Genomic DNA, 16,708 nt, shown 5'->3' with positions numbered 1-16,708 from the left:
GGAATACATGCTGCCTATTGTTTTGAAATAGAAAGCTGCCATTATAAAACAAATACAAACTGGCCCTGTTGATTGATGCGGTTACTAAATATAATAGGAAATAAAATAGAAAAGAGCGGAAAAGAGGGAGCTTATGTACATACCAAAATATTTCGTAATACAAGATGAAGAGATGAAGTACGAAATAATGGAACAAAATAGCTTTGCGACATTATTTTCTCAACATAACGGAGAACCATATGCAACGCACTTGCCGTTGTTATTAAATAGGGAGACCCTTACTTTACATGGTCACTTCGCACGGCCGAATGAACAGTGGAAAGATATTGGGACTCAGCAAGTACTAGCTATATTTCAAGGACCACATAGTTACATCTCTCCGTTATGGTATGAAACAAACAATGCAGTACCAACATGGAATTACGTTGCAGTGCATGTATATGGTGAATTAGAAATTGTTGAGGATGAACAGGAATTAATTGACTCTCTTCAAGAATTAGTACATACATATGAAGATTCAAAGAGCACGTACTCATTAAACGATGTAGATCCGAATTATATGGCAGGATTAAGTAAGGGAATAGTTGGATTCAAAATAAAGATAAATAAAATAGAAGGAAAAGCGAAGTTAAGTCAAAATCATTCTGTAGAGAGACGGAATTTAGTTGTGGAGAAACTTGAGAAAGTTGGTAGCGAGGAGAGTAAGAGGATTGCGGAGTTGATGAGAAAATAAAGCCTACATGAAAGGGAAATATTCTAAATAAGCGTATTTAAAAAGACCTTCTTAATTGAAGGTCTTTCATTTTTTAAAGTGCTTTTTCAGTTGTTGTTGAGTTGTAGTCTTTACTTACGTCAATAGATTGAACAAGGTCAGGTCTTTGGGGTGCCGGGAAATCCGCATGACCTGCTTGATATGTAAATGAACTATTTAGACCAATAGATACAATACTTAGTACAGATAATCCTAAAACGATAGAACTAATTTTTTTTATCATTTTAATGCCCCTTTCTCAAACGTTTTTTCTTTTGCTTGTAACGCTTTATGAAAATACTCACTTGCTTTTATATGGTTATTTTCATCGTAAAGTTTAACGGCTAACTTTTCTGAATATTCTTGAGTATAGTTATATAAAGATTCTTTGTCGAAATACGTAATTCCTTCAAGAATAATTTTTTCTAAGTCTTCAGTTGACTCGTTATTGTTAAGGGACTCTAAAATTTTAAAGTGAAGCATATATTCTTCATTGTTAAGTTCTGTACAAATTTTTAATCCTTTTTTAATAAATTCTGAAGCGATATTTATTTCACCGAGTTTAGAATGTTCTCTTGCTTGTAAGAAAATTGCTTTAAAATGTGTAGGCATTTTTGTTGTCACTTCAGATAAATGACGAATAGCTAATGTTGATAAGTTTTGATTAGCATATAGCCACCCTAAGTTATTACGTACTCTTAACAGTAATGATTCTTCATCCTGTTTCTGTAAAATGTTGATTGCCGAATTATATTTTTCCTCTGCTTGCTCGTATTGTTTTAAATATACAAATGCTGCGCCTAATACGCTTTCACAAGAGGCGACATTCTTTTCATACCCTACAGCTTTTATGAAGAATTCTTTCGCTTTGGTTGCATATTCAATAGCCTCAATTGGCTGGTAAAAATGATAATAGAAAATAGCCATTCGATAATTAAATTCCCCTTTTTCTAGATCATCAATGGCATTTACCAGTAGTCTCGCAGCTTTTTCATAATGTTCACTTGCTAAATTATAATTTGTTGTTAAAGTAGCATGAATTGCTTTAAATAAATGATAGTAGTAAGAAAGTTGGTGATTAGGTGAAATCGCGTAAGAATCTATCTTATTAAAACTGTCTTTTGTGATACTTAAACCATCAGTTAAAACTTTGAAACGAAAATTTAGTAGAGAATAGTATAATGCTAAGTTTTCATCTTCTTCAAAGTTTAGTTCCTTTTCCTCAATTTCATGCTTTAAGTTTGCCGCTTGGGACACATCTTGTTTTAACATAGCTAAATACCAGTCATTAAATAATTTTGTAATTTGTTCATTACCTTGTAGTTGAACGTTCATGAAATTCCCTCACTTTTTGAATATTCTTATAAAATATAGTATCAAAAATAAAAATATTTAGAAATGATGTTTTATATTTCTCAATATTTGTTTAACAAGCTTACGAGTAAGTCTATTGGAATAGTGTAGAATTTGTTTTGGATTAAAGAAATGGCATCGGGGGATGTGTATTTTAAAGTTTTAGTTGAGTGGGGGGATATAAAAAGGGTGCGTTCACACAAATTATATGAACGCACCTTTTTACATATTAAACAATCAAGTCCCACAAAAAGTACGATAAGGACGATTCGTAGGCGCAGGCGGAATGCAGTATTCTTCTTGATCTGTAGAATACGCATAAGGGTTTGATAAAGCTTCAAGAAGTTGCTCCATTACGCTATAGTCGTCATTTGTAACAGCTGCTTCTAGTGCTTCTTCTACACGGTGGTTCCTCGGGATGATTGATGGGTTATTATTTTTCATCATCTCGTAGGCGTTTTCTTTCGATTGTTCTTGTCTTTCTAATCGAGATTGCCACAGTTTGTACCATTCTTTAAATTCAGGACTTTCAAATAGAGCTGTATTTTCGATAGCATCAAGAGTTAATGAACGGAATGTATTTGTGTAATCCGCTTTATATTTCTCCATCATTTTTAAAAGTTGCTCAATAAGTGAGTGATCTTGTTCTTCGTTGCTAAATAGTCCTAATTTCTTTTTCATTCCAAGGAACCACTGTTTTTCATACTGTACGCTAAATTTCGAAATTTCGTCTTGAGCGATTTTTAATGCTTCTTCTTCATCTTCGTGCAGAATTGGTATTAAAGATTCAGCTAGTCGTGCGAGATCCCATGCGGCCATATATGGTTGATTTCCATATGCATAACGACCTTGTGTGTCAATAGAGCTAAATACAGTTCCTTGGTCGTAATTGTCCATAAATGCACAAGGACCGTAATCAATTGTTTCGCCACTGATTGTTATATTGTCAGTGTTCATTACGCCGTGAATAAATCCAACAAGTTGCCATTTTGCGATAAGACTGGCTTGTCTTTTAATGACTTCTTGTAGTAATGCAGTATATCGGTTTTCATGAGCTTCAATTTCTGGATAATGCCTTTTTATCGTATAGTCAGCTAGCGATTGAAGATCCTCGATTGAGCCACGAGCTGCAGCATATTGAAATGTACCGACGCGAATATGGCTACTAGCTACTCTAGTTAAAATTGCTCCAGGTAACTTTGTTTCACGATAGGTTGGTTCACCGGTTGTGACAACTGCTAAACTGCGGGTAGTTGGAATATCGAGTGCATACATTGCTTCGCTAATAATATATTCACGTAGCATCGGACCGAGTGCAGCACGACCATCTCCTCGGCGTGAATAGGGAGTAGGGCCAGAACCTTTCAGTTGAATATCGAAACGCTCACCTGAAGGAGTAATTTGTTCGCCAATTAAAAGAGCACGACCGTCGCCTAACATATTAAAATGTCCGAATTGATGGCCAGCATATGCCTGAGCTAATGGATGAGCTCCTTCTGGGAGTGCATTACCAGCGAAAATAGCAATTTCAGCTTCCTTTTTCAGTTCTTCAGGGGTCAAGCCAAGAGATATCGCTAATGAATGGTTTAGTTTAACTAACTCCGGTGAACTTACGGGAGTAGGGGGGATTTCTGTATAAAATGATTGTGGTAAAGTCGTATAACTATTATCTAAATTCCAACCTGTTTCATTATTTTTAGTCATTGTATCTCCTCCTTTTTGTATTTTAAGTTATGTATTTGTACGTATGTATTCTTTGTAAAGTTAACTAAAAGTATAATATAATATTTCCCCTTGCAATCTATTGTAAGGACTTCATTGCACTATGTCTATTTAACAGCAAATTTAAAACCTCCATTTTAAGAAAATGGAGGTTTTATTATTATTTAATTTTTACAATTATTTTTCCTTTTGCTCTTCCAGCCTCGGAATATTCCATTGCTTTTTGCGCATCTTCAAAAGGGAAAACTCGATCGATTACCGGTTTGATTTCACCAGCTTCAATATAGTTTGCAATAGTACGTAATTGATCCCCACTTGGCTTCATAAATAAAAATGAATATTGAGCATTATGCTTTTTTTCAAGTGCAGTAAGTTTTTTGCTGGCTAATGAAAATAAGAGAGTTTTAAAGAATCCTGAACCAAATTCTTTACCGAAGCGAGCATTCGGCATGCCTGAAACGGAAACAATGTTTCCTCCCCTTTTTATAATATTGAATGATTTTTCAAGTGTTGCACCGCCGATTGTATCAAATACGGCATCATAATTTTTTAGTATATCTTCAAATTTCTCTGTTTTGTAATTAATAATTTCATCTGCGCCAAGAGACGTTACTAAATTCGCACCAGCTTCACTAGCAGTCGTTGTAACAATGGCACCCATTATTTTTGCTAGCTGAATAGCGAAAGTACCAACACCACCGGATCCGGCGTGAATTAAAATCTTTTGTCCTTTTTGTAATTGCATGATGTCATGTAATGCTTGATATGATGTTAAGCCAACGAGTGGAATCGAAGCCGCTTCCTCAAAACTTAGATTTTTTGGTTTTAAAGCAATATCATCTTCATGAATGGCTATATACTCCGCGAAAGTACCAATCTTATTTTTTCTTGGACGAGCATATATTTCATCACCGACTTTAAAACGAGTCACTTTTGATCCAACCTTCGTGATGACACCGGCAAAGTCATTCCCAAGGATTAGAGGCATTTCATATTTCAGTAACATTTTAACTTTTCCATCACGTATTTTAAAATCAATTGGGTTAATACTAGCTGCATGAATTTCTGCGAGCACTTCATACTCATTAATTTCAGGAGTAGGTACCTCTGCCATACGCATTGGGACTTTTCCATATCTATCAATTATCATTGCTTTCATTTCTTATACCTCCAAGTTTTAATAAAAGTTTTGCAATAGCTTCTCAATATCTAATACAAGATTTTTTAATAAACCTAATTTTGTACGTATATCAATATAATAAAAATTCTTTGTACCTTCTTTTCTCATTAAAATAATGCCAGCTTCTCGTAAAATCTTAAGGTGATGTGATACTGCTGGACGGGAAAGGTGTGTTTGCTTCGTGATTTCTCCTACACGTAATCCTGTTTGACATTCCGTTTCCATTAGCACTAATAAAATAGCTTGACGCGTTTCATCACCAATTGCCAATAATACTTTTTGAGAATCAATAAAATCTTTTTTTATAATATTTAATTGTTCTTGTTTATTCATTTCAATCACTTTGCCTCCAGGTAATTAGTCGAAAGGTTTAAGATGATGAACCATTACTTCGATACGGTAATGCTACATGATTGTTGTATGAGGTGCAATATTGAGAAAGAAAATCGAGACGAATGAATTTTTTATTGTTGAAAATTATAGGGAGATAGAAAAGGGATTGGAAGGACTACATAACACAATAGATGAAGTTTTAAAAACAAAAAATGATGTAACAATAAAATAAGCGGTCGTAACCTTGTATAATCCATAAGGTTACGACCGCTTATAATGTTTGTATTATTTTTGATTTTTACGATAGAACATGGTTCAACGTAAAGTACGTTCTTTTGTTTTACACTTTCATACAGACACAATCTAGGTGGATTATAGATGTATGAAAAGGTAAAAGTAATTTTGGGGCGTAATCTATCTATATGATAATTCAAAATGAAATATAAGTCTATATTTTAATGTTTTTTTTGATTATATTTATGACACTGAGCTCAGAACAATGATGTGGAGGGTAAATATATGAAATCGAATTATGTACCAGTTTTAATTGTTGGAGGGGGATTATCTGGGTTAGCGTCTGCGTTATTTCTTGCAAAACATAACATTGAGTACTTACTTATTGAAAGGCATCCGTCTACTGCCATTCATCCGAAAGCAGGCGGTCTTACTTTACGTACAATGGAGTTATTTCGAGAATTAGGCTTGGAAAAAAGAATTAAATTGGCAGGTAAAGCATTAGAGAACTGCCGAGGAAGAATAGCGGTTCATACAATAGCTGAGGCGAATAAAGAAGAATTGGAACAAATGAGAGCGACACAATACGGAAACGATGAAGAGTTACTTCAAAAAATAGAAAAGATTAGTCCATCAAAACAAACTGCGTGTTATCAAATTATTTTAGAAGAGATGATGTTACAAGAAGCGAAAACATTAGGCGGGCAACTATCTTTTTATCATGAATTAGTTTCATTTGAACAAAATGAAAACGGGGTAAAAGCAAAGATTCGAAATCGTGAAACAGAAAAAGAAAGTGTCATACATTGTGACTATGTAATTGCAGCAGATGGAGCGAAAAGTAAAATACGTGAGCAGTTAGGGATTAAAACTGAGGGGCGTGGAACCATTGGTGGCTATTATATGAATATTTATTTTGAAGCAGACTTAAGTGAGTTTATACAAGGAGACGCATTCGGTTTTTCTATGGTACTTCATCCAGAGGTTCTTGGTGCACTGATCCCAGTAGATAACGTGAAAAAATGGATTTACCATGTAGCCTACGATCCATTAAAAGGAGAGGGACCAGAGGATTTCACGATGGAACGTTGTAAACAAATTATTGAAATAGCAATTGGAAGTACAAATGTTGAGTCAGAAATATTAAGTGTTTTACCCTGGGAAGCGGCCGAAAGTACAGCAATGAAATTTCAAGGAAATCGAGTCTTTCTAGTTGGAGATTCAGCACATATTATGCCGCCAACAGGCGGATTTGGTTCAAATACAGGAATACAAGATGCGCATAACTTAGCTTGGAAATTAGCGGCTCTTATAAAAGGGAAGGCAAAACCAAAATTGTTAGAAACATATCATGAAGAGAGACACTCTGTTGCAAAATTAACGACAGCTTATGCAAGTAGTTTACTGTTTCGTGCTGCGAAGAGAGAGAAAGGCAGTTTGAATAATATGGATGGTTTAGCTGTTACAGTTGGATATCAGTATTGTTCAGAGGCGATTATAGATAATTCAGTCACTCCACATAGAATGGATAGCATAGAGTTGAACGGAAGACCTGGAACGCGAGCGCCACATTTATGGGGAACGTATGAAGGGAAGAAAGTTTCTACATTAGACTTATTCGGTAACAGTTTTGTATTACTTACAGGAGTAGAAAATAGTTCTTGGGCTGAGGCAGCACATACTGTTTCAGCTAAATTAGGAATACATATAAAAGGGTATCGTGTTGGCTTAAGTGGAGACTTTATTGCTCCAGAAGATATTTTTAGCAAATTATATGGTATAGAGAATGGAGGTGCTGTATTAATTAGACCAGATGGCTTTATAGGATGGCGTTCAGAAAAAGCGGTAGTAAATCCAGATATAGTATTGGACGAGGTAATGGGAAATTTATTATGTGATTTTTAAGTAACTACGGAAATATTGTTTTATGTGCTTCACTGTACTGAAAAAAATATTCACAAATTTCAATAGGTTTGATATGATTAAATTCGACAAGTTAATAGAGGCCGGAGATATTTGAGAAAAGCCATAAATTTATTTAGGGATACAGGAGTGTAGCCTAAATAATTTATGGCTTTTTTTATTGAATGAACCGTACAAAATAGGGAGTTACATGTGAAAAGGAGGGCTATAGAAATTAAATAGGATAATACTAGTTTTCTATATTAATAATATAGAAAACATTTGTAAGATTGGAATTTTAATATAGGTTTATAAAAATAATGAAAGTGTGTCTTCTGTTTCGTTTAAATCTCATTAGCTTGTTGAAATTTGCAACGTAGGAAGGGTTAGAAGAATGAGAAAGATTATTAGCGTTTTAGTTATTTTCTTTATGACTGGAAGTATCTTTGCTGGGGGAGCTGTTCATGCGAAAGCAGAAGGAAAGCATGAATGGAATACGAATAAGTTTTTAAATATTGCACATCGCGGAGCAAGTGGACATGCACCTGAGCATACTTTTGCTTCTTATGATTTAGTGAAAAAAATGAAAGCGGATTATTTAGAGTTAGACATTCAATTAACAAAGGATGGCCAATTAATTGCAATGCATGATACAGCAGTTGATCGCACTACAAATGGAACAGGCGAAGTACGCGATAAAACGTTAAGTGAAATAAAGAGTTTAGATGCTGGATCATGGTTTAATAAAGCGTATCCAGAAAAGGCTAAGCAAGAGTATGTTGGGCAAAAGGTTCCAACTCTTGAAGAAATCTTCCAAAAGTATGGAAGAAGTATGAAGTATTATATTGAAACAAAATCACCAGATGTGTATCCAGGAATGGAAGAGAAATTGTTGGCGTTGTTACAAAAATATAATTTAGTAGGCCAAAACATGTCTTCTAGCCGTGTTATGATTCAATCATTTAGTAAAGATAGTTTGAAAAAGATTCATAGTATGAATGAAAATATTCCGTTAGTTCAATTGCTTTGGTATTATCCACATGAAAACAATGAAATTGTTGAATGGTCTGGCATTACACATGAACCGAAAAGTGTAACAAATGATGATTTTCAAGAAATTAAAAAGTATGCAGCTGGTATTGGACCAAACTTACGTAATGATAACGGGGAACTAATTATTGATGAGTCATATATGAAAATGGCTAGGAAAAATGGACTGTTAATTCACCCTTATACAATTAATGAGAAACCAGATATGAGACTGTTAATCAAATGGGGTGCTACAGGAATGTTTACAAATTATCCGGATCGATTACATAGTGTATTGAAGGAAAAATAAGTGGAACAGGGTATACCAGTGTTTTAGGTATACCCTTTTTAATCTAACTCTCCGATAAACAGGATCTCTTTTTCATAGCATTCATCTGCATCATAAATAATTTCTTGAAAGTGAAGCGTTTTGAAGGAATGACAAACTGACATTTCCCATGTCTCCCAAAAATCAATTTCATTTGAAAGAAGAATCCATTTTTGAAATTCACTATCTCTATTAAAGAAATTATGAAAGTAGTCCTCATTTTTAAATATAATGATTTGCGAATCCCAAAAATTATTTATAGAAATCAAAACAACAACTCGATATGTATGTGTATCCCTAGGTTTTATATTTATTAAATGATTTGCTTGATTTAATAAGGTTTGAATACATAATCGTTTTACTTTTCTAGCCGTTTTACAAGAATCGATAAAAGCTTGAGAAACTGGCAATAGCATATTCCAATATTCATCGTTATAGAAAGTAGAAGGGAACGATTTTGTATGTTCCTCAATTCGCTTTATCATAGTGTTTGTTTTTCGTTTCATACCACGTATTTTCTTTTCACGCATTGTGAGTCATCTCCATAAATTTTTGTAATGCAGCAGAGTGATATATATCTTTTCTAGTAATAAAAGTAGTAGGAACTTTTTTGAAGCTATTTGGTAAAGGATTGAATGATATGTCATGTTTATGACCACTTAAAATAGACTTCATCATAATTGCTATGCCCATACCTGATTTTACACATGCGAGAATCGCTTCAATTGTTCCAAACTCTAATACTCGCTTAGGTGAAATTCCTTCTTCTTGAAGCCAATCTTCTAATAAATTTCTATAATAGCAACCATGACTAAATGCAAGTAAATTCATGTCTCCTATGTCTTTAAAGGAAGATAAAGGCTTTTTGCTAATGAGAACTAATTCTTCTTCACGAAATATATTTGTATGAAGTTCAGCATGCTGAGTAGAGCCAGCTATAAACGCTCCGTCCAGTTTTCGTTCTAGTACAAGCCTAATCAATTGTTCCGTCGTATTTGATTCTAAAATCAATTCGACTTTTGAGTATTTCTCATAATAGGCCGTTAATATAGATGGAAGTCTTACAGCGGTTGTAGATTCTGTACATCCAATTTTTAAAGTGCCTCTTGGTTCGATCCCATTACTTTGAACTGCTTTAACAGATTGATCCATTAAGTAGATAATTTGTTTGGCGTATGTTAATAAAATCTCACCATTAGAAGTTAAAGTTACACCTTTTCCGTTTCGGTAAAATAAAGGCACACCTAATTCGTTTGCTAGTTGTTTCATACGCATTGTTACGCCAGACTGTACATAGTTTAAATTTTTAGCTGCGTGAGATATGTTTTTTTCTTTCGCAACTTCGTAAAATACAGTTAAATCTTTTATATCCAAGTATCATCCCTCCAGAAAAGGTATCATTTTTTTTGATGAATTACATGATAAATCTTTATTTTATATGATATCAGAACTTTCGTACAATGGAAGGGGATGGAGGGATTATTGTGTTAATGGAAGAAAGGGTGAATAGTACTTATAAGTGGGTTATGTTAATTTTTGCGACGGTTGCTCAAACAACAGCGACACTTATAACGTATGGTGTTGGAGCGTTTGCTTTATTTTGGAAAGAAGAATATGCACTTACGAATACGGAGATTGGATTGTTAGTAAGTGTTGTAAATATAGGACCGCTATTTTGTATGCTTTTTGTCGGGCGGCTACTTGATCAATACAATGAAAAGTTGTTAATTTCGATAAGTTCATTTTTACTAGGAGGTTCGTTTTTACTGACTAATATGGTCAATGGATTTAATGGGTTACTCTTTGTACTTTTATTAGTAGGAACGTTTTATAGTGTTTCGCAGCCAGGAGGAAGTAAGGTGATAATGAAGTGGTTCTCAAAAGAAAATCGCGGGTTAGCGATGGGGATTAGACAAGCCGGTATACCGATTGGTGGTACATTAGCGGGAGTATTGATCCCGTTTCTTACAATAAAATATAATATGGCCTATGCGGTAAATAGTATTGCATGTATTTGTATAATTGGAGGGTTTTTATTTTTTATATTTTATAAGGAACCATATATTCAAGAGAAAGTTAAACAAGAACGTAGTAAACTTTCTTTTTGGATGCAGTTAAAAGAAGTGATGTATAAAAAAGAGTTATATGCAATTTATATAACTGGCATTTGTATGATTTCATTGCAAATGGTGTTAGTTGCGCACTTTATAAAATTTTTAGTATTGGAACAATCAATCACGCCAATTCTAGCTGGAAAAGTATTTTCCGTTATGTTCTTTTCTGGAATGGTTGGTAGGGTTATATTAGCAGCTACTAGTGATTTATTTTATAAGGGGAATAGGCGTACCCTCTTATTTATAACTGTTTGTATTTCTATTTTCTTCATTCTAATATTAGTAATGAGCATACATACAATAACGAATGTATTGTATGGTGTAAGTGCATTGTTAGGGTTCTTTGCAATTGGATGGTTTAGCCTTTTCATAACTGAAGTTGCGGAATCAGCAAGTGAAGAATCGGTAGGGATGACAGTGAGTTTTGCACTTACATTAAATCAAATTGCCATTATTGCTGCGCCTGCTTTATTTGGTTATATTGTAGATAAGAAGGGATATACGTATGCGTGGTTATGCATAGTTGTATTACTAACTATTTCAGCGGTTAGCTTATATAGGAAGTATAGAAAATGAAGGAATGTTAGCAATGTAAATTTTTTATGAAGAAAGTCTAAAGAAATGTTGAATGAGCGACATTTCTTTTTTATTTGTTGTATAATCAAAATGTAAATGAGATTCGTTTTCAATTTCGTTCATTACCTCTTTTGAAATTACCTGTAATTTTAGCCATAATTAGCTGTTTTTCTTTATCGTTATTTGCATGATTTATTTTATTTAAAAATTTTTCAGCATCATTTCCTTTTAATACCATAATCTGTTTTCCGTAATATTCAATTAATACCATGTTATTTTTTGTTATCCGATAATGAAACATCTTATCATCTAAACGATTGCGTTTATCGGTGTTTTTCATATTACATCTCCATTCTTTTTAGTATGTAACAAATGTTACAAAAGAATTTGAAATTATAGTGTAATGCATCCGATTGTATGTTGGAAATTTTGCAAGAAAGAAATACAATAGAGAGTAGTCAAAATTGAAAATGAGAAAAAGGAATCTAGTTTTAACAGAGTGAATATTAAATAATATTATAATATACTTGATAATTAAAAGATATAAAATAGAATGGATGTACGTTAAGTGAAACTAGATAAAAGAGGGTTCCTAGTATGTTAAAGAAATGGTTAATTGTTTTCTTTATTTTTGCTGTTTTTTGTGGAAGTGTTGTTACACTAATACATGCAAATAAAGGAAAAAAATATGATACAAAGGCATTTTCTAATGTAAATAGTAAGCAAAAAGATGTTAAGCAGGAAATTGATGCGAATGAGAAAAGGCGTTATGAAATTGCAGCTGGAAAACTAGATCAGTACTTAAAAGATAAAGGATTTAATGGGAGTGTTCTTGTAGCAAGTAAAGGTCATGTAATTTTACGAAAAGGCTACGGTTATGCGAATGTGAAAGATCAAGTATTAACAACGCCAAGAACGAAATATCGCATTGGTTCTATTACGAAAACAGTTGTTGCAATATCTATTATGCAACTAAAAGAAAAAGGGAAGTTGAACATTGAAGACAATGTAAATAAATATATCCCATCGTTTCCGGCAGATAAAAACATTACGTTACGAAACTTGTTAACACATACGTCTGGATTACCAGAACAGGGACAAGGTAGTGTTGACGCAGCATCACGGTTAAAATTAGTAACGTGGATTGGGGCACAAACGTTACAATTTCCAGCAGGGACAGGATGGAAATATACAGATTATAATTATATGGTGCTTGCATATATTGTAGAAAAAATATCGAATAAACCACTTGCTGAATATGTGAAAGAAAATATTTTGACTCCCGTTGAAATGAATGAATCTGGAATGGGCGCAACACTTCCAGAAGATATTTTCTTAGCAGAAGGGTATACGAAAAAAGATAATAAGTTAATAGCCACGCCGCGCTTAAAAATGAACTGGCTGTATGGTTGTGGTGAAATGTATACGACTGTTGAAGATATGAAAAAGTTAGATGAAGCTATTATGGATGGTAAACTACTTTCTAAACAAAGTGTATCAGATATGTTTTCTGCATCACCTGCAAGAAAATATGGATTTAGTTTCTATATTTACCCAGATTATTATCATAACCACGGTGTATTAGCTGGCTGGAACACTTTTAATAATTTTAACTGGGATAAACGAACGTTTGTCATATTATTTTCTAACGTCCAAAATGGTATGAATGACGCATTTAATCAAGAATTTAGGAAAATGGCGAATGATTTAATAGAAGGAAAATAATTATAAAAAATCGGTATTGATATGTAATTATCAATACCGATTTTTTTATTTTGTAAAGTTTTACTTACTGAATAAAGTGAAACTTTATTCAGTGGAGGGGCTTTGTTCATCCCCACTGAGTAGAAGCCCTCATCAATCGGGCTTTTACGGACAGCAGGGCCCCCACCTAACTTTTTTGCTTCCGCTGAATTTTGAGGTGAGGGTCTTACTGCCCACAAATAGCGGGATAAATAGGTAAGAAAGGTGATTGACATATGAATAAATCTAAATAGGTAGTTAAATGCTAAGTAATGCAAAGAAAAATTGGTAATTTTTACATTGATAAAAAAACTTGAGCTTCACACTATGTGAAGCTTTATATTATTGGAGACAAGAACAGGAGGTTGAAAAAATGAAAAAAGCAATAAAGTTTTGTTTAATAGCTACATTATCTACAACGATTATTAGTGGATGCTCTTTTGAGAATAACAATGAAAATGTTAAAGGGAAAGAAGGAGAAAAAGTAGAGGTACAGAAAAATGCTGGGAAATATACGATGCCAGATGAAAAAGATAAACATGAAGGTACATGGCTACAATGGCCACATGAATACACATATGGTGAAGAGTATAAGCAGGAAGTTGAACCTATTTGGGTTAAGATGGCAAGTGCTTTAACTGAGGGTGAGAAAGTCCACATTGTTGCATATGACCAGGAAGAAAAAGAAAGAATCAATAACCTTTTAACAGATGAAGGGTTAAATATGGAGAAGATTGATTTCTTTATCGCGCCTACTGATGATGTATGGGCAAGGGACAGTGGACCAATTTTTGTTTATGACAGCAATAAAAATCTCAAAATATTAGATCCAGCATTTAATGGTTGGGGGAAGAAAACACCTTATAAAAATGATGCTCAAATACGTAAGAATGTGAGTAAACAATCAGGAATTGAAAGAATTGATTGGGGGAAATTTGTCCTTGAAGGCGGCGCAATTGAATTAGACAGCAATGGGACTGCGTTATTAACTCGAAGTGCGGTAACGAATAAAAATAGAAATCCTGATTTATCAGAAAAGGAAATTGAAAAATATATAAGTGATCTTGGGGTATCAAACTTTATTTGGTTAGACGGAGTACCTAATTTAGATATTACGGACTTTCATATTGATGGATTTGCTAAATTCCATAATAAATCTACCATTGTAACGATGAAAGAAGATGACCTAGCTGAATGGGGTTTATCTAATAAAGATATGGATACATTGTTAGATGCCAAAAATGCTTCAGGACAGAAATATAAGTATGAATACTTGCCGCTTAGTAAAGAAAAGGTTGCTTTAGAGAATGGAAAAACTCTCGATTATAAGGGATCGTATATCAATTATTATATTGGGAATACAGTTGTATTAGTGCCTAATTATAATGATCCGAATGATAAAATCGCAAACGATACGATTCAGAAGTTATACCCAGATCGTAAAGTAGTCGGTATTGATGTGAGAGAGTTGTATAAAAACGGTGGTATGATTCATTGTGTGACACAACAACAACCAATTGCATTGAAGTAATTGATTGTAATTTCGTTGTGCTGCTTATATAGACAAAATAGGTGAAATCTTATCTTTACCTATTTTGTCGTTCCTTATTATTTGTAAAAATAAAATTTAAATATAATGATAATTGAATTGTAGTGTATGTTCGCTTTTCGTTTTATATGGTAAAGGAGAAAAATGTTTGTGTTAAAGAATTTTAAAATAGTGTTTTCGTATTTCCCTATCGTTTTACAGTACATTTTAAATGTAGCTTTAATTTGCTTAGGGGTTGTTCTAAGTGTGTTTCTTATGAAAGAAGTCATTCAGTTTATACAAGAACTGAAATTGGATGGTAATGAATCTAGTTATCATTTAATTGATAGTATCGTCGTATTCTTTTTGTACTTTGAATTCATCGTAATGATTATAAAGTATTTTCAAATGAATTTTCATTTTCCATTACGATATTTTATATATATAGGTATAACAGCTATTGTTCGTCTTATTATTATAGATCACGATAGTCCGTTAGATTTATTGTTATATGCCTGTGCAATCTTTGTATTAATTAGTGCGTTGTTCATTGCGAATTCTAAAATGATGCGTCGTGATTTAGAATAGTGGACATTTGTTGTTGAATTAAATAAGATATTTTATCTTTTTGAAAAAAGGAGTAACGGTATTGAAAGAAATAATCTTAACCAGCCTCATAATGATAGGGTTTATGATTCTATTATTTAATTGTATACTTTCATAATTTAAAAGAATAAAAGGTTAATAGAGAAAGAGGTTTTTGTAAATATGGTTCAGTACAATAATCAAAATAGTTTACATCAAATATTTACATTAAAAGGGACAATTATAAGAGATATTTTCCCGCAAATCGTATTATATACGTGTATTTCAACGATAGTAGCTGTAATTAATTATTACTATGCAGAAATAAATATAAATCAGACTCCTTGGGTAATCGTAGGAGGAGCTTTAGGATTACTATTAGTGTTTCGTACGAATACTGCCTATGATCGGTACTGGGAAGGTAGAAAGCTCTTTGGCACGATTGGTGCTTGTACTAGAAATTTAGCAATTAGTTTTTTATGTCATTGGGATTCTAAAGGGAAGAGTATGGAGCAGGAAAAAATAAAATTTTTACATTTATTAATTGCATTTCCAAAGTTAGCGAAAGGACACTTGAGAGAGGAAAAAAATCTATCTGAAGTGAAATCATTGCTCGCTGTCTGTTCTGAGAAGGAAAAAGCACTTTTGGTTGAGTCCAATCATTTACCGATTAGTATAGTTTTTATGTTGAAAACTATACTATCAAAAGGTTTGAAAACGGGGCAAATTCATCCAAATGCGATAATTAGTATGGAAATGGATTTGAATACGTTACTTACATCTGTGGGTGGATGTGATCGTATCAAAACAACACCTATTCCTTTTGCATATTTTGCTCATATAAAAATTTTATTGATTATATTTTGTGCGACTTTACCGATTGGTCTTGTTGATAGTCTCGGATGGTTTACAGTACTTGCGACTACGTTTATAAGTTTTGCATTCATAGGTATTGAAGCAATAGGGGTTGAAATTGAAGATCCCTTTGGTCAGGATCCAAATGATCTTCCGCTAGAAGGAATTTGTATAGGAGTAGAGGCGCATTTAGTGAATTTATATAATCAAAACGATCTATTAGAAGTAATGGGTTTGAATCTTGATACAAAAATCATTTAATCATTTATTTTTGTTTTAAAATAGGTTATTTAAAAAACTTGTCAAGAGTCAATTTAAGGCTTAACGTCAGCTTTATATTTTTTATATAAATATATAATATTTCTCCATGCTATAATCCATTCATGAAATATACGCGGTTCATGAGTTGTAATGAAAAGAGAAATGAATTGAGGAATAGTTGGCTTTGTGAAATCAGTTATGTAACTACTATTAA

The 16,708-nt window shown here is 33.2% G+C and carries 16 protein-coding genes; 8 read left to right on the top strand and 8 right to left on the bottom strand.

Features of this window, described 5'->3' with window-relative positions; genetic code table 11:
• The first annotated feature begins 133 nt into the window (after positions 1 to 133).
• Entirely contained in the window at positions 134 to 733 is a 600-nt protein-coding gene (locus MR107_RS02310) for an FMN-binding negative transcriptional regulator (protein ID WP_000275839.1), read from the top strand.
• A gap of 73 nt (positions 734 to 806) precedes the next feature.
• Here MR107_RS02310 and MR107_RS02305 read toward each other — a convergent pair whose 3' ends face one another.
• The 5 genes from MR107_RS02305 to MR107_RS02285 form a co-directional block, all read right to left on the bottom strand.
• On the bottom strand, positions 807 to 995 hold the full coding sequence (locus tag MR107_RS02305; protein ID WP_000592010.1) for a Phr family secreted Rap phosphatase inhibitor: 189 nt from the start codon (positions 993 to 995) through the stop codon (positions 807 to 809).
• Positions 992 to 2,086, bottom strand: a complete 1,095-nt coding sequence (locus MR107_RS02300; RefSeq protein WP_063537016.1) for a Rap family tetratricopeptide repeat protein — start codon at positions 2,084 to 2,086, stop codon at positions 992 to 994. Before MR107_RS02300 ends, MR107_RS02305 begins: the two co-directional genes overlap by 4 nt.
• 255 nt (positions 2,087 to 2,341) lie before the next feature.
• Positions 2,342 to 3,808 (bottom strand): protein adenylyltransferase SelO, encoded by a 1,467-nt coding sequence (locus MR107_RS02295; protein WP_074554898.1) that lies wholly within the window; start codon positions 3,806 to 3,808, stop codon positions 2,342 to 2,344.
• Between the two features lie 178 nt (positions 3,809 to 3,986).
• The gene (locus tag MR107_RS02290; RefSeq protein WP_000646436.1) at positions 3,987 to 4,985 is read right to left on the bottom strand and encodes an NADP-dependent oxidoreductase; all 999 of its coding nucleotides are present in this window, start codon (positions 4,983 to 4,985) and stop codon (positions 3,987 to 3,989) included.
• An 18-nt stretch (positions 4,986 to 5,003) separates the two neighbouring features.
• Positions 5,004 to 5,348, bottom strand: a complete 345-nt coding sequence (locus tag MR107_RS02285; protein WP_000571870.1) for an ArsR/SmtB family transcription factor — start codon at positions 5,346 to 5,348, stop codon at positions 5,004 to 5,006.
• Between the two features lie 510 nt (positions 5,349 to 5,858).
• On the opposite strand from MR107_RS02285, the gene MR107_RS02280 reads away from it, so the two are divergent.
• Together MR107_RS02280 and MR107_RS02275 are read left to right on the top strand one after the other, a co-directional pair.
• Entirely contained in the window at positions 5,859 to 7,478 is a 1,620-nt protein-coding gene (locus MR107_RS02280) for an FAD-dependent oxidoreductase (RefSeq protein ID WP_242292039.1), read from the top strand.
• 391 nt (positions 7,479 to 7,869) lie between these two features.
• Complete coding sequence (locus MR107_RS02275) at positions 7,870 to 8,814, top strand: glycerophosphodiester phosphodiesterase (protein WP_242292038.1); 945 nt, start codon at positions 7,870 to 7,872, stop codon at positions 8,812 to 8,814.
• 38 nt (positions 8,815 to 8,852) lie between these two features.
• Here the strand turns inward: MR107_RS02275 and MR107_RS02270 are convergent, their stop codons facing one another.
• Together MR107_RS02270 and MR107_RS02265 are read right to left on the bottom strand one after the other, a co-directional pair.
• A complete protein-coding gene (locus MR107_RS02270) occupies positions 8,853 to 9,362 on the bottom strand; it encodes a DUF3916 domain-containing protein (protein WP_102956715.1) in 510 nt (169 codons plus the stop codon).
• On the bottom strand, positions 9,355 to 10,206 hold the full coding sequence (locus MR107_RS02265) for a LysR family transcriptional regulator (RefSeq protein ID WP_242292037.1): 852 nt from the start codon (positions 10,204 to 10,206) through the stop codon (positions 9,355 to 9,357). The genes MR107_RS02270 and MR107_RS02265 overlap by 8 nt, the downstream gene beginning before the upstream one ends.
• An 86-nt stretch (positions 10,207 to 10,292) precedes the next feature.
• Between MR107_RS02265 and MR107_RS02260 the strand changes: the two genes are divergently transcribed.
• Positions 10,293 to 11,522, top strand: coding sequence for an MFS transporter (locus MR107_RS02260; protein WP_242292036.1), 1,230 nt, complete (start codon positions 10,293 to 10,295; stop codon positions 11,520 to 11,522).
• A gap of 109 nt (positions 11,523 to 11,631) precedes the next feature.
• Here MR107_RS02260 and MR107_RS02255 read toward each other — a convergent pair whose 3' ends face one another.
• Complete coding sequence (locus tag MR107_RS02255) at positions 11,632 to 11,862, bottom strand: hypothetical protein (RefSeq protein WP_000798794.1); 231 nt, start codon at positions 11,860 to 11,862, stop codon at positions 11,632 to 11,634.
• Between the two features lie 257 nt (positions 11,863 to 12,119).
• On the opposite strand from MR107_RS02255, the gene MR107_RS02250 reads away from it, so the two are divergent.
• From MR107_RS02250 to MR107_RS02235, 4 genes are all read left to right on the top strand, one after another.
• Positions 12,120 to 13,247 (top strand): serine hydrolase domain-containing protein, encoded by a 1,128-nt coding sequence (locus MR107_RS02250; RefSeq protein ID WP_242292035.1) that lies wholly within the window; start codon positions 12,120 to 12,122, stop codon positions 13,245 to 13,247.
• Between the two features lie 391 nt (positions 13,248 to 13,638).
• Positions 13,639 to 14,796 (top strand): agmatine deiminase family protein, encoded by a 1,158-nt coding sequence (locus MR107_RS02245; RefSeq protein ID WP_242292034.1) that lies wholly within the window; start codon positions 13,639 to 13,641, stop codon positions 14,794 to 14,796.
• A gap of 168 nt (positions 14,797 to 14,964) precedes the next feature.
• A complete protein-coding gene (gene psiE / locus MR107_RS02240) occupies positions 14,965 to 15,381 on the top strand; it encodes a phosphate-starvation-inducible protein PsiE (protein WP_000916570.1) in 417 nt (138 codons plus the stop codon).
• Between the two features lie 180 nt (positions 15,382 to 15,561).
• The gene (locus MR107_RS02235) at positions 15,562 to 16,494 is read left to right on the top strand and encodes a bestrophin family protein (RefSeq protein WP_071731252.1); all 933 of its coding nucleotides are present in this window, start codon (positions 15,562 to 15,564) and stop codon (positions 16,492 to 16,494) included.
• The last annotated feature ends 214 nt before the right edge of the window (positions 16,495 to 16,708 follow it).

This window comes from Bacillus cereus group sp. BfR-BA-01441, assembly GCF_022663075.1.
GTDB lineage: Bacteria > Bacillota > Bacilli > Bacillales > Bacillaceae_G > Bacillus_A > Bacillus_A cereus.
The sequence above is the reverse complement of the archived record's forward strand: the minus strand, read 5'-3'. Positions and strand labels throughout refer to the sequence as shown.

What these genes read in the sequence shown, in the direction of transcription:
- MR107_RS02290 (WP_000646436.1), bottom strand. Translation starts at nt 4,985, where the DNA reads ATGAAAGCAATGATAATTGATAGATATGGAAAAGTCCCAATGCGTATG.
- MR107_RS02255 (WP_000798794.1), bottom strand. Translation starts at nt 11,862, where the DNA reads ATGAAAAACACCGATAAACGCAATCGTTTAGATGATAAGATGTTTCAT.
- MR107_RS02245 (WP_242292034.1), top strand. Translation starts at nt 13,639, where the DNA reads ATGAAAAAAGCAATAAAGTTTTGTTTAATAGCTACATTATCTACAACG.
- MR107_RS02235 (WP_071731252.1), top strand. Translation starts at nt 15,562, where the DNA reads ATGGTTCAGTACAATAATCAAAATAGTTTACATCAAATATTTACATTA.
- MR107_RS02310 (WP_000275839.1), top strand. Translation starts at nt 134, where the DNA reads ATGTACATACCAAAATATTTCGTAATACAAGATGAAGAGATGAAGTAC.
- MR107_RS02295 (WP_074554898.1), bottom strand. Translation starts at nt 3,808, where the DNA reads ATGACTAAAAATAATGAAACAGGTTGGAATTTAGATAATAGTTATACG.
- MR107_RS02250 (WP_242292035.1), top strand. Translation starts at nt 12,120, where the DNA reads ATGTTAAAGAAATGGTTAATTGTTTTCTTTATTTTTGCTGTTTTTTGT.
- MR107_RS02260 (WP_242292036.1), top strand. Translation starts at nt 10,293, where the DNA reads ATGGAAGGGGATGGAGGGATTATTGTGTTAATGGAAGAAAGGGTGAAT.
- MR107_RS02280 (WP_242292039.1), top strand. Translation starts at nt 5,859, where the DNA reads ATGAAATCGAATTATGTACCAGTTTTAATTGTTGGAGGGGGATTATCT.
- MR107_RS02300 (WP_063537016.1), bottom strand. Translation starts at nt 2,086, where the DNA reads ATGAACGTTCAACTACAAGGTAATGAACAAATTACAAAATTATTTAAT.
- MR107_RS02305 (WP_000592010.1), bottom strand. Translation starts at nt 995, where the DNA reads ATGATAAAAAAAATTAGTTCTATCGTTTTAGGATTATCTGTACTAAGT.
- MR107_RS02275 (WP_242292038.1), top strand. Translation starts at nt 7,870, where the DNA reads ATGAGAAAGATTATTAGCGTTTTAGTTATTTTCTTTATGACTGGAAGT.
- MR107_RS02270 (WP_102956715.1), bottom strand. Translation starts at nt 9,362, where the DNA reads ATGCGTGAAAAGAAAATACGTGGTATGAAACGAAAAACAAACACTATG.